The 20,616-nt window shown below is 42.1% G+C and carries 12 protein-coding genes; 4 read left to right on the top strand and 8 right to left on the bottom strand.

The features are described 5' to 3' along the window. Positions 1–398: 398 nt before the first annotated feature. Entirely contained in the window at positions 399–728 is a 330-nt protein-coding gene (locus tag J7K40_03030) for a hypothetical protein (GenBank protein MCD6161370.1), read from the top strand. A gap of 220 nt (positions 729–948) precedes the next feature. On the opposite strand, the gene J7K40_03025 is transcribed toward J7K40_03030, so the two are convergent. After that, complete coding sequence (locus J7K40_03025; GenBank protein ID MCD6161369.1) at positions 949–2,148, bottom strand: hypothetical protein; 1,200 nt, start codon at positions 2,146–2,148, stop codon at positions 949–951. 294 nt (positions 2,149–2,442) lie between these two features. On the opposite strand from J7K40_03025, the gene J7K40_03020 reads away from it, so the two are divergent. Both J7K40_03020 and J7K40_03015 read left to right on the top strand, forming a co-directional pair. Continuing rightward, the gene (locus J7K40_03020) at positions 2,443–4,425 is read left to right on the top strand and encodes a sodium-translocating pyrophosphatase (GenBank protein MCD6161368.1); all 1,983 of its coding nucleotides are present in this window, start codon (positions 2,443–2,445) and stop codon (positions 4,423–4,425) included. Positions 4,426–4,670: 245 nt separating this feature from the next. Then, positions 4,671–5,138 carry a DUF3795 domain-containing protein gene (locus J7K40_03015; GenBank protein MCD6161367.1) on the top strand — a complete coding sequence of 156 codons (468 nt, stop codon included), beginning with the start codon at positions 4,671–4,673 and terminating at the stop codon, positions 5,136–5,138. A gap of 65 nt (positions 5,139–5,203) precedes the next feature. Here the strand turns inward: J7K40_03015 and J7K40_03010 are convergent, their stop codons facing one another. The 5 genes from J7K40_03010 to J7K40_02990 all read right to left on the bottom strand — a co-directional run bounded on the left by J7K40_03010 (position 5,204) and on the right by J7K40_02990 (position 9,665). After that, a complete protein-coding gene (locus J7K40_03010) occupies positions 5,204–6,481 on the bottom strand; it encodes a glycosyltransferase (GenBank protein ID MCD6161366.1) in 1,278 nt (425 codons plus the stop codon). A 12-nt stretch (positions 6,482–6,493) separates the two neighbouring features. Continuing rightward, positions 6,494–7,702 (bottom strand): glycosyl transferase, encoded by a 1,209-nt coding sequence (locus J7K40_03005; GenBank protein MCD6161365.1) that lies wholly within the window; start codon positions 7,700–7,702, stop codon positions 6,494–6,496. A gap of 14 nt (positions 7,703–7,716) precedes the next feature. Continuing rightward, positions 7,717–9,060 (bottom strand): glycerate kinase, encoded by a 1,344-nt coding sequence (locus J7K40_03000; GenBank protein MCD6161364.1) that lies wholly within the window; start codon positions 9,058–9,060, stop codon positions 7,717–7,719. Between the two features lie 164 nt (positions 9,061–9,224). Continuing rightward, on the bottom strand, positions 9,225–9,452 hold the full coding sequence (locus J7K40_02995; protein ID MCD6161363.1) for a hypothetical protein: 228 nt from the start codon (positions 9,450–9,452) through the stop codon (positions 9,225–9,227). A 6-nt stretch (positions 9,453–9,458) separates the two neighbouring features. Further along, the gene (locus J7K40_02990) at positions 9,459–9,665 is read right to left on the bottom strand and encodes a hypothetical protein (GenBank protein ID MCD6161362.1); all 207 of its coding nucleotides are present in this window, start codon (positions 9,663–9,665) and stop codon (positions 9,459–9,461) included. 151 nt (positions 9,666–9,816) lie between these two features. Between J7K40_02990 and J7K40_02985 the strand changes: the two genes are divergently transcribed. Next, on the top strand, positions 9,817–15,489 hold the full coding sequence (locus tag J7K40_02985; protein ID MCD6161361.1) for a hypothetical protein: 5,673 nt from the start codon (positions 9,817–9,819) through the stop codon (positions 15,487–15,489). Between the two features lie 196 nt (positions 15,490–15,685). Here the strand turns inward: J7K40_02985 and J7K40_02980 are convergent, their stop codons facing one another. Both J7K40_02980 and secA read right to left on the bottom strand, forming a co-directional pair. Further along, on the bottom strand, positions 15,686–17,224 hold the full coding sequence (locus J7K40_02980) for a 5'-nucleotidase C-terminal domain-containing protein (GenBank protein ID MCD6161360.1): 1,539 nt from the start codon (positions 17,222–17,224) through the stop codon (positions 15,686–15,688). A 92-nt stretch (positions 17,225–17,316) separates the two neighbouring features. After that, complete coding sequence (gene secA, locus J7K40_02975) at positions 17,317–20,451, bottom strand: preprotein translocase subunit SecA (GenBank protein ID MCD6161359.1); 3,135 nt, start codon at positions 20,449–20,451, stop codon at positions 17,317–17,319. Between the last annotated feature and the right edge of the window lie 165 nt (positions 20,452–20,616).

Below are 20,616 nucleotides of genomic sequence, written 5' to 3'. Positions count from 1 at the left end.
CATTCTACTTTTTGCTTTGCATAATATTTCATGCCTGTCCGCCGACAGGAGGAATAAAATTTCAGAAATCGATTTTGGTTCGATGATTATCCATTTACGTCATTCCCCCGCCGCGGCGGGGGAATCCAGAAATCCGCCGGTGGCGAACGGGGCTGTTTTTTAAACCAATAGTGGATAACAAAAATACCGTGCCCCGTGTCCGCAGACAGGCGGGCGCCGGCAGGCAGGAGGTATCGGCATGACCAATCTCTGGATTCCCAATCAAGTTGGGAATGACGTAGGCAGTATTGGGAATGACGCGGGCAGTGTGGGAATGACATCACTATAGCATCTGCCTAAGGCGGATAAAAGGCCGGACAGCAGTGATATTTAATATAAAATTCAGGGAGGATGATATAATGAATATTCGAATCGTTGTTGCTTCGATGGTTACCTTTGTCATACTTCTTGGGGTCATGAGTTATATTGCTGATAAGGGTTATGATAAGGTTATACTTAAAATCGAGGCGCAAAGGCAAAAAACCAAAGAACAACAGAAAATGCTAAATCAATATATGCGGGAAAACCTGAAAGACTTGGGCGCTTCATCAGAAATATATGGGAAAAACATTAACGAAATGATTCAGGAAGAATATCCGGATTTTCTAATAAATAAGCAAAAAAGATTGCACATACCGTATGGTAATATTTTTCTCTGGCTACCAAGCGCCGTTTGGCAGCCAGAGTAAACATTCCCATTAGGGCTTGTTGAAAAACTCTAATAGCAGTCATTGCGAACGAAGTGAAGCAATCTGTTTATATGGTACTAAACAAGCTGCAGATTGCCGCGTCGCCCGCCATTGGCGGACTCCTCGCAATGACTTTTCCAACAAAAAACCATCAGCTAAGATAAATACAGTTACCAAGCGGCGTTTAGCAATCAGTTCCTTATTATTCAGCAAGCCCGAATTATATAAACGAAACAACCTTTGATTCGGTAATCTCCTGTAATAATTCAATTTCTGCCGGTTTTTTTACTATGATTATCATATCATCAGGCTTAATATCAGCCAGAGTAAAATCACCGATATATCGCCACTCGCCCTCCTCGCGCCAATTGCCGCCATCAACGCCCTCGCTTTGGAAATATGGTTTATCATTTTCAGTTAATCTGTCAAATAATGCCGGTTTTCCGTAAATAACCGGTTTTATTCCTGTTCGAATAGCGGTTTCTCGCGCAATAGCAATGCCATACGGTTCGAAATTCCAGCGAACATACCGTCGTCGCCAGTGCATAAATGATAGTACGTCCTTGGGGGGAAGACTGGTAAAAGCCGCCGCATTAATTCCTTTCCTGTGATGTGTTGATGAAGCATATATTTTTTTCTCAAGCAGGATACTTTTTAATGTATTGAAGGCTGTGTTAGGATAGCACTCATTGGAACAAATAAGCCTTTGATAATATTCTTTTCTGGATTCAAATGGCCAGGGACCATTACAGGTTCTGGTCCAGTGGGTGATGTAGTTCCAGAGTATATTTTTAAGATTATCGCCGACATCCATAGGCATAATATTTGGGATTCTTTTGCTTTTTAAATAGGGAATCCTGTAATTCTCCATGATGGTCTTAGTATTATCTTTGCTGTATTGATTTATAAGATTTAGCAAATTGCCGCTCGGTCTGATACTAACAGGTATGATAACATTGGCAAGGCTTAAAGCCAGTTTATCCCTGATTGGCCAGCTTGCTTTGGGAGATTTGGAAGGTGAAACAGCTTTAAAAAACAGCCAGCCGGTTTTATCCCGATTGAGGTCAAAATCAACGAGAGTATTATTTATGATTAAGTCGATATCATTTTTCGAGTTAATCGGACAGATAATAATCTGGTAACCGTTATAATCGCCGCCGGCGCTGCAGATTAGCTCCCATGTATTCATGCCATAGCCGGTAATGAGAATAAGATTGTTTTCAATAGCATTCTGTACCGCTTTAATAGAATTCACAATCCAGGTATCATTACCGGCTGGGGTTTTCGACTGACGGGAATTGAGAATCACGGCTAAGCGGTTATTGTCGATATTGAAGCTGCTGTAAAGCACAGCCTTAACCGGCGATGATATTTCTCTTTTATATTTGAAAACAGCTGCATTCATGAGTAGATTATACATCTATTTTACAGCATATAATAGAGTTTAAATCGATTACGCAACCAATAACTATAAGGCAATATTTCTATTTTTTTATGTTTAAAGTGTATTAATCGGTTCATTTTTTTGTTGTTATACTTAAATTATTATACTTTGCTCAGCAATATTAAATTTATCATCATAATTTCTGGGAATTCCCGATGATATTTTACTTGACTATTTTTATTATAATCCTAAATTTGCGAAATGATTTGATTGTGAGAATGTGAAAAAAATAACTAATGAGTTGTTGAATCTTTTAAGAGAGGAGTTTTAATGGACACCGGTCTTCTTGCTGTTTTGCTGGGTGCAATTGGTCTTCTGTTTGCTTTTTTTCTGTTTCTGTCAATTAAACGGAAATCGCCAGGAACAAAACAGATGGTAGAGTTAGCGGATGTTATTCATGACGGCGCTATGGTATTTCTCAAGCGGGAATACTCTATTCTGGCTATCTTTATAGTGGTGGTTTTTGCGTTGTTAGCCTGGAAAATTGGAATTCTTACCGCTATTTGTTTTATTAGCGGCGCTTTCTGTTCAATGATAGCCGGCGTATTTGGAATGCAAGCCGCTACTCGGGCGAATGTTAGAACTGCCGCAGCTGCCAAAGATTCAGGCGAACCAGCTGCTTTAAAAATCGCTTTCTCGGGCGGCGCTGTAATGGGCATGTCTGTTGCCAGCTTAGGATTGGTTGGAGTAGGCATATATTTTTACTTTTTTAATTCACCCGATGCTTTTGTAAATGTAACCGGGTTTGCTATGGGCGCATCATCGATAGCTTTATTTGCTCGTGTCGGCGGCGGTATTTTCACAAAAGCTGCTGATGTTGGCGCTGATTTGGTAGGCAAAGTTGAGGCTGGTATTCCTGAAGATGACCCTCGCAACCCAGCTGTTATTGCTGATAATGTTGGCGATAATGTTGGCGACACAGCCGGAATGGGAGCCGACTTATTTGAATCTTATGTTGGTTCAATTATTGCGGCGATAACCATAGCGGCTACATCAATGTGGGGAAATATACCGGATTATAGAATGGACTATATGAGCTTGCCGCTGCTAATTGTTACAGTTGGAATTGTTGCCTCGATGCTTGGAATACTTTCTGTGAACATATTTTCAAAATTGAATCCAGCGGCGGTATTAAGGATTGTAACTTATGTTGGCTCTGTAGTTATGCTTGTGGCTACATATTTCTTGATTGCCAATTCAGAAGTTGTGATAAGCGTCTTTTGGGCGGTTCTTATAGGAAATGTCGCCGGAATAATTTTAGGACTACTGACAGAATATTACACAGCCGCGGCTCCGGTTCGCAAAATTGCCGAATCCGCCAAAACTGGACCGGCTACTACTATTATTGCCGGTTTAGAGGTTGGCATGCAATCCGTTGCTTTGCCGGTGCTTGTAATTTCTATGGCAGTCTATTTTGCTTATTATTTCGCCGGGTTATATGGTATTGGTATTGCCGCAGTTGGCATGCTTGGTACAATCGGTGTTACTATGGCAGTCGATGCTTATGGTCCGGTTGCTGATAATGCCGGCGGTATTACCGAGATGGCCGGATTAGGAAAAGATGTCAGAAAAATCACTGATCATCTTGACTCTTTGGGAAATACAACTGCCGCTATTGGTAAAGGTTTCGCAATCGGTTCTGCCGCTTTAACAGCTTTGGCGTTGTTCTCTGCCTACAGTTCCGCCGTTCATCTTAAAGCTATTGATTTAATGAATGTTACTGTTATTGTTGGCATGTTTATAGGCGGTATATTGCCGTTCTTGGTTGCTTCGCTTACTATGGGCGCTGTCGGCAAAGCGGCATTTAAAATGGTACAGGAAGTTCGCCGTCAGTTTAAAGAAATCCCCGGTTTGATGGAAGGGAAAGCCAAACCTGACAGCAAACGTTGTGTTGATATTGCTACCGTAGGCGCTCTTCGGCAAATGGTTGCGCCCGGGCTTTTAGTGATTGTTGTTCCGATTCTTGTTGGCTTTATTCTTGGCAAGGAAGCTTTAGGCGGTCTTCTCGGCGGCGCTACTCTTACCGGCGTGTTAATGGCTCTTATGATGTCAAACGGCGGCGGCGCTTGGGATAATGCCAAAAAACTCATCGAGGCTGGCGCGTATGGCGGCAAGGGCAGTGATGCTCACAAAGCTGCGGTAGTCGGCGATACAGTCGGCGACCCGTTCAAAGACACCTCCGGCCCGTCGATGAACATCCTTATCAAGCTGATGGCGATTGTATCATTGGTGCTTGCGCCATTGTTTGTGTAGGAAATTAGTAAAAGATTAAGTTTGTGTAGGGGTGTCCGATTGGGCGCCCCTTTTTTTTATATACTGATTGTCAAAGTTAAGATGTCGGGTTTCTCGCTCCGTTCGGAACTCGACCTACTGATATGGCTTCATCAAATATAGCTAATATATTATTATTTATGCAATGATTTTTCCCTTGACCATTTATCGAAAATAAAATAATGAGTCGCAATAAGATTAATTATAAGCATGTCAAGGAGGATATTGTGCCGGATTTAAAATATGCTACTTATTGCGGACTATACTGCGGGTTATGCTCATCCCGCGGCCGAATTCCTAAACAGGCGAAAGCATTATATGAAACGCTAAAAAACGAGGGCTTTGAATACTGGGGGGAATTTATCGATCCTAAAGCTAAGGAATTCATGAGCGTTCTGGAAAAACTTAATAATTCTGATAATATATGTCCGGGATGCCGTCAGGGAGGCGGACCGCCTTTTTGCGGAATAAGAAAATGCGCTAAAGAGAAAAATATTGAGGTTTGCGCTTTCTGTGATGAATTTCCCTGTAAAAAAATCGATGGGCTTGCCAAAGGATATGTCAACCTTATCGCGGATGGAAAACGATTAAAAGAAATTGGCTTGGATGACTGGATTGACGAGCAAAAGGAAAGAGCAAAAACCGGATTTTGCTATGTAGATATTCGCTGTAGTCCCTATGAGATTCCAGAGTAAAATATAGAATCATGTGAAGCAGTAAAAAGGCAGGAGTAATTCGCCTGAGGCGGACTGACCTGTTGTTAGATTTCATCAAGCTCGGGGTCCATATCGTAATTGTTAGCTAATGGCTTATCCCATATATTGAGCAGCACAGGCTTTAATTTTTCACATATCAAAGCGTCTTCTTCAACTATATGTTCAGCTTCGGATGAACTCAAATCCTTAGTCTTGTTGATAAACGAGGCGACTCTTGCATAATATAACGGAGTCGTCAATTCAACTAATTTATATCTGTTGTGCTGCCATTTGTGAAATGTAGCTGCAACTTCATATAGTATTTTAGCCCATATTTCAATACTAAAGGAGAAATCAGCCGTGGAAAGCTTCGAGGCTTTTTGGATTTCGCCATAAATTTCCTCAGAAAATATTTTTTCCCAGAGAACTCCAAAATATCGATAACCGAACTTGAACTTGCGAATCAACTGTTTCAAATCAACATCTATCGGGTCGGGTTCGATACCCGGATCATCGCCAAAAATCATTGTCGCCTCAGAACCTTTGATATTTTTCCAATAATCCTGGTACTGATCCATAAGGACAAACAGCGTTGTTACAACCTGACGATACATCGGAGCAAGATGCACTGCCGGATCTTTAGCGTCATGTATCTTGACCCCGAGGTGCGATTGGCAGGTTTTAAAACCATTTACTAAGGCGCTGGTAGTCATCCAGATGTCGATGCCAAATTTAGCGATATCGGTTTCCCAGACATCCTGTTTCATATAGAAATCGGCGCTCTTTTTCGAAAAAGCGAAATCGCCGCCGATGGGTTGGCGAATTCTTTTGCCATACAAGGCGCGGGTAAGAGAATAAACCACGTTATTTGTGATAGTGCCGTCATATTTGTAACGGCAGTAGATAGGCGCAACAAAATCGAAATTATAGTTAATAACCGGTTCGAGTAAATATTTTACCCAATCGTGGGTTATGCTTTTTAGGTCTGAATCGACAACCATACAGGCTTTAACAGATAATCTGCTGGCAGATTCGAATATCGCTCGTAAGGCGGTTCCCTTACCAGCCGGCCCGCGGTAAATATTAATTAATTTTTCCTGCCAGGGATTAATAAGAGCAGCATCCGCAACATCGCGCGTATCATCAGTCGAACCGCCGTCGGAAATCATTATTACGGCTTTGTAATCCCTGTAGTGTTTGCGAAGTCCCTCTGAAACCATTTCAATAACATGAGCAATGGTGCTCTCATTGTTATAGGCTGGTATGCCAACCAGTATATCAGCTTTTTCAATTAATTCAATTCTTTTGAATATATAAGGCCGCAGCGATGTAAAATATTTCATATCAACCCCCTATTATTGGTTATCTAATCCTACCGCATCCAATAGTTTTTGATCGAAGTCGGGTATTGCTGAAAATACTCTGGTCCAATTTGGAATCAGCGGCGGGCCAAGCGGGTCTTTGATGATAATTTCAGCGGCAGTTTTTATGGCATTTGTAAAAACCTCAACAGCGAACTCTTCCTCATGTTGATCATATTGAAGACCATTTATCATTGCATCGCCCCGATACCGTGTAATAAAATCCTCAGCCTCTTTTTGGTAAGCTGTCTGAAGCGATTTAAAAAATCCGGTATTGTATACTACACCTTCGGCGGCTAAGGTTCTGAAAAATGATTTAGCGATATCTATAGCCATTTTATTCAAGCCTTTATTTTTATCATCGGCAGATAAATCTTGATGTTTATGCTCGTAATTGTCGCATAATTCCGACTGACATATTCTTTGAAGCGAGCTGTTGCGGTAAATCTCTGCTAATACTCCAACCTCAAGTCCCCAGTCGGCAGGAATTCGGTTGATGCTTGCCAGTTCGGTGGTCATTGAAAATTCGCCTGCCAGGATATATCTGAAGCTGTTGAAATAACGCAGGATGTCTTTGTATCCCACTACTTTCATCAGCGCCCGTATTAAAGGCGTTACAAAAAGCCTGGTAGCCCGGCCATGCATCTTATCGGTTATTCGGGGGTAATATCCTTTACAGAATTCGTAGTTGGATTTATCGGAAACCACCGGATAAACAAGCCAATCCAGCATGCTTCTCGTATAAGTTATAATATCACAATCGTGAAGGGCGATAACTCGGCTGTCTCGTTTGGCAAGTATGTATCCATATGCTAACCAGGCGCTGCGCCCTTTGCCATCCGGTCCGGGGTTCAAATTATGTTTAGTCAACTCATCATAAAGGGCTTCAATTCTCGAACCGCTATTCCATATCATGCTAACTTTTTGGGGCAGCTGAGCAAAATGTTCTTTTATTACAGGAAATTGCTCATTGGTTGTAGGTCCTAACGTTACAACAATTTCCTGCAGATATTTTACTTTTTTTAATTCCTCTGTAATGGTTTTTAATCCGGGACCATATAATTCGGAGAAAAGGGACGGCAAAACTAAGGTGATTCCCTTGTTTTGAGAGAACTCAATAATATCAGCTTCCAACGTTTCCGGGTTCTGCTCTTTTAACCTGTGAAAAGTTGCGATGACGCCGCTCTGGAAAAAATCACTCATAATATTTGTCCTTTTTAATATATTATAACTGCTTGAATATCCATGACATTTGTTCCGGTAGGACCTGTTTTAATAAGATCTCCCAAGCGGTCAAAGTATCCATAGCTATTATTACGGTCTAAAAATTCCTTAGCATTAAGCCGTATATCATTGCCTCTTGCAATGGTTGTTGTATCAGCAAAAGCGCCGGCAGCGTCAGTTGGTCCATCAGTGCCGTCTGTGCCCATTGAGGCAATCACCACATCCTTAAGGTCGGTCATCTCCAGAGCTGCTGATAATGTCAATTCCTGATTTCGCCCACCTTTGCCATCGCCTTTGAGAGTAACGGTCGTTTCGCCGCCAAAAAGCAGCATTGTGGGTTTATAGCCGGATTTTTTAGCTATTCTAATTTTGCGGGCATTTTCAATTATTTGTTTGCCAACCTCGCTTGCTTCCCCTGATAATTCGTTGGATACAATTTTAGCATTATAACCCAGGTTTTCTCCGGTTTGCTTGGCTATCTCAAGGAACTGTTTGTTAGAGGCGATTATACATTCAATATTGCCTCTGAATATACGGTCATTTGGTTTGGGCGTTTCTTTAATTTCTCCTTTTAAGCCGGCAATAGTATGCTCAAATATTGACTTCGGAATTTTCTGAGTTAAATTATACTTTGTGAATACATCCATTGCATCTTTAAAAGTTGTCGGATCGCCTGTACTGGGTCCGGATCCGATAGAGGAAAAATCATCGCCAATAACATCAGAAATTGCCAACGTGATAAGCCTGGCTGAATGCGCCGCCTGCGCCAAACGGCCGCCTTTAATTCGGGAAATATGCTTACGGACAGTATTAATCTCATGAATATCTGCGCCGCTTCCCAGAAGGACTTCATAACATCTTTGCTTGTCTGTAAATGGTATCTTAGCATACGGCAAAGCCCAAATTGATGAAGCGCCTCCTGACATTAAACAAATAATTAAATCTTTATGAGTGCATTTTTGAACTATTTCCAACGTTTTTTTTGCGGCTGAGTAGCTGTTCTCATCAGGCACAGGATGACCGGCTTCCGCCAAGAGAATATTATGCAACTTTATGCCATGTCCATATTTGACACATATAAGACCGCCTGTTATTCGTCTCATAAATATATTTTCTATAGCCTTAGCCATATGAGCGGATGCCTTACCGGCGCCGATAACATAGATATTATCATAAGCGTCAAGGTTGATTTTATTATTATCAATAGTTAAGCTATTATAATGCAGCTTCAGGTGATTTTTAATTGTATTATCCGGATGACTTAATAGTATCGACTGCCAAATAACTTTTAAGATATCTCTTCTTACTTTTTTAACTTTTTTATCTATTTCAATCATTCGGTAGAAGCTCCATGCTGAAAAATTGCAATGTTAAAATGATTCATTCGATAACAACGATCAATTATAACTGACAGCTAATGCCACAACCTAAATATGTTTATTAACTTGCCAAAATTACTATGATTTCTTATTACAAGCAACAATAAAATTACTATAAAGAATCAGCGTTTGAAATTATCAGCTTTTAAATCAGTTTTGTTATTGTAGAATTTTTTTGCAGGTATTTTTCGCATAAAAATAAATAGGCTAACAAAGCTAATAGAAACAAGTACTATACCAATGCCTAATGAAACAATGTTATATAATCCCAAATCTTCCCAGCAATGTTTTATTATTATTATTCCTATAAAGCCCATAAATGAGGTTATTAAAAGTTGAGGTAATTTCATGATTATTCACCGATTTCCTTTAATTTTTTCTTTAATATCTATTATCGGCAAAATATTTATTTTTAAAGTTATAAACCCATATTTTGCTATTAAAATCGTAAAAAGGACTTGCAATGCCTTATAAGAAATTAAAATGCTTGATGTAAATATATAAGCATTTTCAGTAGTGTCCCAATATTTGGCAGGGAAATTGTTGTAATGTTTTACTTTCATTTTTTACCAAACGCTAATTTTCCCCTTTGTTTTACTCATTACCTGCTATATCTTAATAACAAAGATATCTTTATTGAAATACTTCAGCGAAGGATTAAGGGGGTATAGAATTAGCAGTAGAATTTAACGTTTAAATATTGCGGAGGTTAGTTTGAGCAGGTATTTAATCAATTTATTCCTGATTATGGTTTTCTGTGTTGGTTTTTTTGGAATAGCATATTCCAATCAAAACGTAACGATAAGCGATTCTCCATCCGGGGCAGCGCTTTTGAACCAAGACAGGGATGGATTGACTTTTGAAGTCGAAATTGGCTCTTTAGATTTTACGCCGATTTCATCAAAAGAGGGGTCGTTTATTTTACTAACAGTTGATGGTTTTTCTCACTCACAGAAAATAGGCGAACCTAACTTGCCATTGATAAATCGCATTATCTCTATTCCTTTTGGCTGTGAACTTCAAGCGGAGGTTTTAGAATATGAGGTGGAAGAAATATCATTATCTGAATTGAACCTTACCGACCCGTTAATTCCCGTTCAGCCATCGCTGTCAAAAAGTCAGGATCCGGAGGATGTACCTTTCGAGTACCATCACGAAATATATCAGCAATCCGGGTATTACGGTTTGCCGATTATGGAATCATCATTGATTGGAACGATGCGCTCGCTTTATCTGGGAATGATTTCGATTGCGCCGGTTGAATATAATCCGATAGAGAATACTATTAAAGTATATAAACATATTATTATTGAAGTAAAATATCTGCATCCGAATTGGGCTAAAACCGAAGAGATGTATCGGGACTGTTATTCGCCGGTTTTCGAACCTGTTTATAACCGGATATTCAATTACGAGCCTTTTACTCAAATAGCCCTTGATGATTTGGTAAAGTATCCGGTAAAATATATAATTATCTCGGATACGATGTTTGCCTCGCAGCTTCAACCCTTTATCGAATGGAAAACGAAGAAGGGTTTTGAGGTAGTTGTTGGCTATACCAGCTCGATAGGTTTCTCAACTACGGCTATAAAGAATTATATTCAGAATATTTATAATACCAGTACTCCAAAACCCTCGTTTGTATTGCTGGTTGGCGATACGCCGCAGATACCTTCTTTTAATGGCGATGCTGGCGGGCATGTTACCGACTTGCGCTATTGCGAGTTCACGGGTGATGACTTGCCGGAAATTTACTACGGCAGATTTTCTGCTCAAAATACTGGCGAGCTTCAGCCGCAAATTGATAAAACACTCGAATATGAACAATACACAATGCCAGACCCAAGTTATTTGGCCGAAGTTACAATGATTTCCGGAGTAGACGGCACTTATGCAATAACTCACGGCAATGGACAGATTAATTACGGCACTAATCTTTATTTTAACACCGCACATGGCATAACTGATCATACCTGGCTTTATCCCGATTCGGATACCCCCGGAGCTTCCTCGGCTATAATTCAAACTGTTGATGATGGTGTTGGTTTTATGAATTATACTGCTCATTGTGGTCATTCAGGTTTCGGCAATCCATCTTTTACTACAACCGATATAGGAAATTTAACAAATGCCCATAAATACCTTTTAGCAATTGGCAACTGCTGTTTGTCAAATACATTTGATGAATCCACGCCATGTTTTGGCGAAGCTTGGCTTCGGGCGGAAAATAAAGGCGGCGTTGGCTATATCGGAGGTTCTAATTCCACCTATTGGGATGAGGATTACTGGTGGGGAGTAGGCGCTGGTCCAATTGTAGGTTCCGGTCCAACCTATGAACAAACCGGTTTAGGCGCTTATGATGGCGTATTTCACGATCATGGCGAACCTGTAACTCAGCATTATATTACCAATGATGCTGTTGTTTTCTGCGGCAATCTGGGTGTTGTGGAAGGCGGCAGTTCCATCACTCAGTATTACTGGGAGATATATCATCTTATGGGCGACCCCTCGGTGATGAATTACATGGGTGTGCCATCGGTAAACAATGTTGTGCACAGTGGGGCTGTTCTTATGACAGCCACATCCTTAACTGTTCAGGCAGACCCCGGTTCTTATGTTGGTATATCGTTTAACGGTGTTTTACATGGAGCGGCCTATGTCGGTGTCTCCGGTTCGGTCGATGTTCCCCTCACGCCGTTTGGTACAGTTGGGGATGCGGATATCGTTGTTACCTGCCAGAATCGCGAACCATATATCTCCACAATATCCATTTTTGCTCCGGATGGTCCTTATGTTATTTTTGACAGTTATGATATCAACGATGCCTCCGGCAATAATAACAGCGAGCTTGATGCCGGCGAGAGCGTTTTTTTGGGAGTGCAGTTGGAAAATGTTGGTCCTGATAATGCATATAGTGTAACGGCAACGCTTAGCAGTACTGATTCATACGTTATAATTGCCGATGCAATCGAATCATACGGTACGATAAACGGCAATAGCGGTACAGCCTATCAAGCAGATGCTTTCGCATTCAGCGTTTTGTCTGATGTTCCGGACGGTCATAGCATTGCCTTTGAATTATCTGTTTCCGGCACAGCTGCTGATACATGGATAAGCAATTTCTCAATTCCGGTTCATGCGCCTGAAGTATCTATTATTTCTGTTTCCATTAATGATGCTTCCGGCAACAGCAATGGTATTTTCGACCCCGGCGAAACAGTTGACATAATAGTTGCGTTGGAGAATAGCGGTTCCGGTTTAGCCGGTTCGGTTGTTGGAATACTATCGGAAAGCGATAGTTATGTTTCGGTTGATGACGCCAATGGTTCTTTCGGCGACATACTGGAAAATGGCGGAACTGCCGATGATTCCACGGATGTTTTTATAGCCTCGGCTCTTTCCTCCTGTCCGATGGGACATGGTATGACATTCACAATTAACCTCAGCGGCGCTCTTGGCTACACATCAAACGTAGATTTTGATGTTGCCATCGGCGACCGTTCGGTTGTCTATTATGATGATTTTTCCTATGACCAGGGCTGGACTGGCTTAGGCGGTTCGGCCGAATGGACTATGGGACCCGCAGTCGGCGGCGGCGATGACCCCAGCCAGGACCATTCGCCTACCGGTGATAATAGAGTTTTGGGCAACGACCTCACTTCCGGTGACGGTGATTATGAATCAAGCTTAGGCGAAACGTATTGGGCAACCTCCAGCGTGATTGACTGCGCCGATTATACCAGTGTAATTATGACTTATTACCATTGGTTGGGAATGGAAAGCAGCAGCTACGATCATGCTTATTTCCAGGTCTATAATGGCAGTTCATGGGTAACTCTTTACGAAAACGGCTCAACATCGTTTAGCGAAACATCATGGAATGAAGAATATTACGATTTGTCATCGTATGCCGATGAAAATTCTAGTTTCAGAATAAGATTTGGTTTAGGTTCTACTGATGGTTCGGTAACGTACTGCGGCTGGAATATCGATGATATAGAGATTAAGGGATATTATCAAGGCAGCGCCGAGCCGCCGGATATGTCATATAATCCTTCAAGCTTGGCCGACAGCCTTGTTGAGGGACAATCCGCTTTGCATCATATTAAGGTATATAATTCAGGTTTGGGGAATCTGCGTGTAAGATTCTCATCAAGTGATAGTTGGCTCGAATTTGATCCGAGTCAATTCAACGTAGCCCCTAATGACAGCCTTGATTTTGAGGTTACTGTAAACGCCGCCGGTTTGCCGCATGGCAGTTATAGCGGTTCGCTGGATTTTACATCCAACGATCTATATATGTTATCCGGCAGTATTCCGGTTGATTTGTATGTTTATCCGCCGGATATTTATATCGGCCAGAGTTCGATTGACGAAAATCTTGAGACTGATGAGCAATCATCGATTCCGCTTGTCATTACTAATAATGGTTCAGGCAGATTGTATTATTCTGTAGACACCGAAATATTCGAGAGCCTGGTTCTTTCGACAATTAATAACGAAAATCCAATATCGCTTCTCAGCAAGGACGAAAATAAAATTGAGCAGGAACCTCTTGGTTATCATCCGGCATCTGAAAAATCCGCCAAACCTGAACCATTTTATCCGCCGATGACTCTTAGCCAGGGCGGTCCTGATGCTTTCGGCTATACCTGGATTGATTCGGATGAGTTGGGAGGCCCAACTTACTCATGGGTAGATATTATCTCGGTTGGAACTGCGATTACCGGTCTTGGCGATGATGCCAATGCCGGTTCTTTCCCAATCGGCTTCAATTTTGACTTTTATGATAATACATTTTCTTCATTTAGATTTTGCACTAACGGCTGGGCTTCGTTTACCGCCACCAATACAAGCTATTACAATGAATCGCTGCCAACTTCTGATAATCCTTTTAATCTCTTGTCGCCTTTCTGGGATGATATGACATTCAGCAGCAGCGGGACTGCATATTATTATTCGAACAATACTGATAGCCTTGTAATTTCCTGGATTGATGTTCCGCATTATTCTTCAGGTGGCCCGTACACTTTTCAGATTATCCTTCAAAGCAATGGCAACATTACCTATCAATATCAAACTATTAACAGCCCCGACAATTCGGCTACTATCGGAATTCAAAACCATGATGGTTCGACTGCTCTTCAGGTTGTTTACAACGCAGCTTATGTTCATAACAATATGGCTGTCCGGTTTAAATCTCCGCTTGGCTGGCTTGCCTTAGATCAGGATGCCGGAATGATAGAACCGGGCGCTAATGATACAATCGGCGTTCTTTTCGATGCCGCCGATCTTCAGGATGGCTTATATACCGGTCAGCTAACCGTATCATCAAATGACCCGGTATCGCCGTCAATCAATATCCCGGTTACTTTGACTGTAGGTCAGCAGGGCGACCCGATAATAAATCTTAATATTTCTTCTATTGCAGATACGCTGGAAATAGGCGAATCTGCAGACATTGACCTCATCATAAGCAATCAGGGCGCGGCTAATCTCATTTATGGCATCAGCGATAATGCCTCATGGATTACCGAATCGCCAGATACCGGCGTTGTTGCGCTGTCGGCATCTGATACATCTGTAATTATATTAGATGCATCGAGTCTATCAGAGGGAAGCTACTCCGGCAATGTAACTGTTACTTCAAATGATGATACTAATAATCCTATTAGCATTCCGGTTATGTTAGTTGTCGAGGAAGCGGAAGCGCCAGTTATCGAATTAAATATTGCTGAAATCATAGATACTGTCACGGAAGGCGGCTCAACCGATATCGAGCTGATAATAGGCAACCTTGGAAATGCCAATCTTGATTATGCTATCAGCGATGACCGTTCATGGATTAGCGCAAATCCTGATAGCGGAATTGTTGTTCCCTTAGAATCCGATACTGCCGCTGTTACCTTAGATGCGTCCAGCCTATCAGCGGCAATCTATACGGGAACTGTTACAATAAACTCGAACGACCCGGTGAATGGCTCCATTGACCTGCTTGTTACTCTGGTTGTTGAGGAGCTAATCGGCTGTGAATACATGCCGGGTGATATTAATGGCGATGGCAGTACGATTGGCAGTGATGTTACATATGGTGTAAGATATTTCAGAGGCACAGGCATGGCGCCGCCGGATTCATGCTGGGATGATCTCACCTCCAGCTGGTTATATGTTGCTGCGGATGCTAATGGCGACTGCATGTTTATAGGTTCAGACTTGATATACTTAGTTGGTTATTTTGGCGGTATCAATTCCGAGATTTTCTATTGTCCGAGGCTTCCGCCGATTGTGCCCGCGACAGTTGCCGCACCGGTTTTAATCAAAGACAATGATGTTATCGAGGAACCAGTGCCTTTGAATAGCCAGGATTTGAAGAACAGCAGAGAATAGAAGCTATTCAATAATATATTTCGTTAGTACTCAGGGGCGTCTGTCTTAGGTCGGACGCCCTTATAGTTCACGTTATATAAAATCGATATTATTGAAACAATCTGATTTGTAATTGGCGGACATCCTTATTTGCAGCAATGCTGGTGCGCGAGGATGTACACCAGCCACAAAGCCGCAGACGAGACACCCGCGAAATTTACCTTGCTCTTCTGATTCGTCCCTCGATTTTTGAATCTATTTCGCCTGCCTCTTTTACTGCCTCAATCAGCATGTCAGATATTAATATATTCGTATTGACTACCTTATCCGGTTTAAAGCCGAGATATTTATCGTGATTACCAATCACATAATCTAAAGCCGCCACCTTGTAAACCTTCTGAAAATCGATAGCTTTTCCCCCGATCGATGAGCTTGATAGCTGCACCCAGCCATCGTCAAGCTTCCATGAATATCTCAAGCCTGAAACCTGAAGAATTTCGCGGTTTTGTTCAGCTTGGGCTTCGGCATTTTTCATAATAGTGGTCATCAACTGATCGCCGGTGCATTCATACACCTCGACATAATCGAAAAACGGGCTAATCTCCATGATATCTTTCAGCTTAATAGGTCCGGCTTTAAGGTTTTTTCTAATCCCGCCCGAATTAATGAAGCTAACATCTGCGCCGGTTTTAATGCGAATCGCATCAGTAAGCCAGTTGCCAAGATTGGATTCTGCCATCGATGAGATGACCCAGTCGGTTTTCAATACGCCAATCACCTTACCGTATTCATTATCGATAATATGCGTGAAGCTATCGATAAAACTGCCAAGCTCCCGGCCGGTTTCGATTTCATCATTGATAACCGGAATCAACTGTCCGGCATATTCCTTAATTGTATCGCCCGCCGCTGTTATATCAAGGCGGCCAAGGTACCTGCCATGAGACCCTGCCTGTACAATTAGAATGCCGTTGACTCGTTCGGGTTGTTCTAAGACAGTATGGCTGTGTCCGCCGATTATAACATCAACGCGCCTCAATTTCATCGCCAGCTTTCTGTCTGCTTTAACTCCCAGGTGAGTCAGGGCGATAATTATATCAGTTAGGGAATCAATTTCAGAGGCTATGTCATTAATGGTCTCCGCCGGATTGGATGAATGATATTGTTCAAGATTTTCCGAACTGACGCTTTTTTCCAAAGGATGGAGGGTTACGCCGATAATCCCGATTTTTAAACCGTCTTCCTCAAGGATATGGTATCGTTCTTTTACAAAATCATTGCCTGCATCATCAGAAAGATTTGCGCACAGAATCGGGAAGTCGGCAATTTCCATGAGATTTTTTATATTGTTAATCGGCTTATCGAATTCATGGTTGCCGCACACGCCGGCATCATAACCGAGCATATTCATCATCTCGATTAAAGCACCGCCCTCCGCATTTTTATATCCTATATCGCAGACGATATTGCCTGTCATAAAATCACCGGCATCAACAAGGATGACATTCGGTGTTTCGCTGCGAATCTGCTCAATATAATAACTCAAAGCTGCGAATCCGCCGATTGATGGCTCCCCCTCTGTGGTAAAAACTGTTTCCGGTATGAATTGACCATGTATGTCATTTGTGTGAAGGATTGTAATATGTCTTATTCTTCCGCGGTCGCAAGCTGAAAAGAGTATGATTAACAACAGGCTGATTGAGATTATTGATGTAATACGATTGGGGATGGTTTTTATTCTGCGCAGCTTGTTCATTATTTTCCCCGGAGCATTTATAAGAATCAACTATTTATGTTGATTCTTATTTATTCTCACGTACGTCATAAAGCTTAAAACGATTGAAATCTTTATCTGTCAATTTTACCATGACAATGCTTATATTTCTTGCCCGAGCCGCAGGGGCAAGGTTCATTGCGCCCGACTTTTTTCTCGACTCTAACCGGCCGCTGTTTTTGAGTGCTTTTAGAGCCTTCTTCCATAGGGCCTGTATAACCGCCTGTTTCGCCGGATGCTTTCTGAGCATGTGCCTGCTTGGCAGAGGCAACTCCCATGCCGTCAGTTGATTCCTTGGCGGCAACCATCTGCTGTTTAGGTTTTCTGACAGGTTTTCCGGACACTTGAAGTCGATAGACATTAGTAATGGACAGTTCGTCGATTTTTTCAAGCATCTCTATAAACATCCGGTAGCCTTCTTTTTTATATTCAATAAGCGGGTCGCGTTGGCCATATGCCCGAAGTCCGATGCCGGTCTTTAGCTGGTCCATTTCATACAGATGTTCTTTCCACTCATTGTCGATAACTGATAAAAATGAGAAACGCTCGAGGTTACGCATCATTTCCTCGCCGATATACTGCTCTTTATCCTCGTATATTCTCAAAGCGGCGTCAGCAAGTCTGTCAATTACAATACCCTGTTTTAATTTCAGGATATCATCCTCCGGCCAGTTGAAGTCGAGCAAGAATATTTTTCTCATTTGCTCGCGCAATCCCCGAAGGTTCCAGTTTTCGGGATAAGTTTTTTCGGGGCAGTATTCCCAGACTTTTCCTTCGATAATATTATGAACCAATTCGATGATTTCTTCCTTAAGGTCTTTGCCTTTAAGACAAGCGGCTCTACGGCTGTAAATTACTTCGCGCTGGTTGTTCATAACATCGTCATAATCGAGCAAGTGTTTTCTGATTGAGAAGTTTTGCGCCTCGACCCGTTTCTGTGCTCGCCCGATGGCTTTAGTTACCATTTTATGTTCGATAACCTCGCCCTCTTCTATCCCCAGCCGGTCCATAATAGCGGCAATTCTTTCCGAACCGAAAAGCCGCATAAGGTCATCTTCGAGTGAAAGGAAAAAGCGCGAGCTTCCGGGGTCGCCCTGACGGCCGGCGCGGCCTCGCAGCTGACGGTCGATACGCCGCGATTCATGCCGTTCGGTTCCCATTATATGCAAGCCGCAGGGGACATCGTTGTCGCATTCAAGTTCTTTGTAATAAGGACATTCGTTTTTCTTATCCGCTGGCGAAACCAGCATGCAGTATGGAGACTTAACAACGCCTTCGCCCAGCTTGATATCGGTGCCGCGTCCCGCCATGTTAGTAGCAATCATAACCGCTCCCGGCCGGCCGGCATTAGCTACAATTTCTGCCTCTTGCTGATGGTGTTTGGCATTGAGCACCGAATGCCCGATTTTCTGCAGTTTCAGCAGACGCGATAAAATCTCGGAAACCTCAACCGAAACCGTACCTACTAGTATAGGTATATTTGCTTTATGCAGACGCATTATCTCATCTATTATCGCTTTATATTTTTCCTTGCGAGTGCGGAAAATAACATCATTATAATCTATTCGCCTAACAGGCTTGTTAGTTGGGATAACTACTACATCAAGCTTATAAATTTCCCATAACTCGCCCGCCTCCGTTTCGGCAGTGCCGGTCATGCCTGCCAGTTTATCATACATGCGGAAAAAATTCTGCAAAGTGATAGTAGCCAATGTCTGAGTTTCGCCCTCAACTTTTACGTTTTCCTTAGCCTCGATTGCCTGATGAAGCCCATCCGAATATCGCCGTCCTTGCATAAGACGGCCAGTGAATTCATCAACTATCATGACTTTGCCGTCCTGAACAACATAATCAACATCTTTTTCATAAAGCTGAAAGGCGCGCAGAAGCTGATTTATCGCGTGATTCTTATCGGAAAGCTCGGCATGATGGCGATACAGCTCATCCTTGGCGCGGATACGGTCATCATCATTGTAGCTTTGGTCATTATCAATAGCCACCAACCCCTCGGTAATGTCGGGTATTTCAAACAGTTTCTGGTCATCAGGCGACAACATTGCCCGGCCGGGGTCCTCAAGAGTAACGGTATGTTCGCGCTCGTTGATTGAGAAGTAAAGCAGGTCATCCAGTTCATGCATCTTTTTATCGCGCATAATATCGAGTTCGACAGTTTGCACCTGCTGTTTGATGCCTTTCTCTTTGTATAGTTTCATCAAACGTTTGTTCTTGGGATCACCGTGTTGAGCTATTAAGAATTTAGTTGCCGCTTCATATTCATTATTATCTTCGAGAAGCTTTTCCCCCTCGTTAATAAATTTTGTGCAAAGTTGGTTTTGACGTTTAACCAGGTTTTGAACCAGTGGTTTCATTTCGACAAACCGCTTATCCATTGTTGATTCGACCGGACCTGAGATGATAAGAGGGGTTCGGGCTTCATCAACAAGCACGGAATCGACCTCGTCTATGATGGCATAGAAAAAGCCGCGCTGCACCATATCCTCAACTCTGATAGACATATTGTCCCGCAGATAATCAAAACCGAATTCGTTGTTAGTACCGTAAGTAATATCACAATTATACTGAATACGGCGTTCATCGGGAAGCATATCATTTTGGATACAGCCGATTGTTAATCCCAGAAACTCGAATATTTTGCCCATCCATTGAGAATCGCGCCGAGCTAAATAATCGTTAACGGTTATTAGGTGCGTACCCAGACCAACGAGGGCATTAAGATACATCGGCAAGGTTGCCACTAAGGTTTTACCCTCACCGGTTGCCATCTCGGAAATCTTGCCTTGGTGAAGGACAATACCTCCAATTAGCTGGCAATCATAGGGAATCATTTCCCACTTTGTATCTATCCCGCTTATATCCCAGGTTTTGCCAACCAGTCGACGGCAAGCCTCTTTTACCATAGCAAAGGCTTCGGGCAGGATTTCATCGAGCTTATCGCCGATTATCTCTTGATAAACCGCTTTTTTTCTGTCTCTTTCGAGGTCAGTATCTTTTTCTATCCGTTCGACATATTCTTCGCCAAGCGGTTTAAGTTCTGTTTTAAGTTCCTCGGTTCTGTTTTTAAACCAATCATCGCTTTTATCGTGAAGGGTTTCATATATTTCGTTAATTTCATATACAATAGGTTGTATCTTTTTAATATCTCTATCATGTTTAGAACCAAATACTTTCGATATAAGATTAAATGCCATAATGTAATCCTCTTAAAAGCGCTATTTTAACTATAGTTTAAAGTATACTTCTTATATATACAAGCGGGCAAGAAAAAAGTTTTTATGATTTTTTTAAATTATTAGAATTTTACTTGACAACACGTTTTTAAATTTTATACTCAAAAATTATGACTGTGTTGAGAA

The organism is Candidatus Zixiibacteriota bacterium, from assembly GCA_021159005.1.
Taxonomy (GTDB): Bacteria; Zixibacteria; MSB-5A5; order UBA10806; family 4484-95; genus JAGGSN01.
The sequence above is the reverse complement of the archived record's forward strand: the minus strand, read 5'-3'. Positions and strand labels throughout refer to the sequence as shown.

Bases quoted from the DNA above. Each gene is read 5' to 3' on its own strand.
- J7K40_03030 (MCD6161370.1), top strand. From the start codon at position 399: ATGAATATTCGAATCGTTGTTGCTTCGATGGTTACCTTTGTCATACTT.
- J7K40_03025 (MCD6161369.1), bottom strand. From the start codon at position 2,148: ATGTATAATCTACTCATGAATGCAGCTGTTTTCAAATATAAAAGAGAA.
- J7K40_03020 (MCD6161368.1), top strand. From the start codon at position 2,443: ATGGACACCGGTCTTCTTGCTGTTTTGCTGGGTGCAATTGGTCTTCTG.
- J7K40_03010 (MCD6161366.1), bottom strand. From the start codon at position 6,481: ATGAAATATTTTACATCGCTGCGGCCTTATATATTCAAAAGAATTGAA.
- J7K40_03005 (MCD6161365.1), bottom strand. From the start codon at position 7,702: ATGAGTGATTTTTTCCAGAGCGGCGTCATCGCAACTTTTCACAGGTTA.
- J7K40_03000 (MCD6161364.1), bottom strand. From the start codon at position 9,060: ATGATTGAAATAGATAAAAAAGTTAAAAAAGTAAGAAGAGATATCTTA.
- J7K40_02995 (MCD6161363.1), bottom strand. From the start codon at position 9,452: ATGAAATTACCTCAACTTTTAATAACCTCATTTATGGGCTTTATAGGA.
- J7K40_02990 (MCD6161362.1), bottom strand. From the start codon at position 9,665: ATGAAAGTAAAACATTACAACAATTTCCCTGCCAAATATTGGGACACT.
- J7K40_02980 (MCD6161360.1), bottom strand. From the start codon at position 17,224: ATGAACAAGCTGCGCAGAATAAAAACCATCCCCAATCGTATTACATCA.
- secA (MCD6161359.1), bottom strand. From the start codon at position 20,451: ATGGCATTTAATCTTATATCGAAAGTATTTGGTTCTAAACATGATAGA.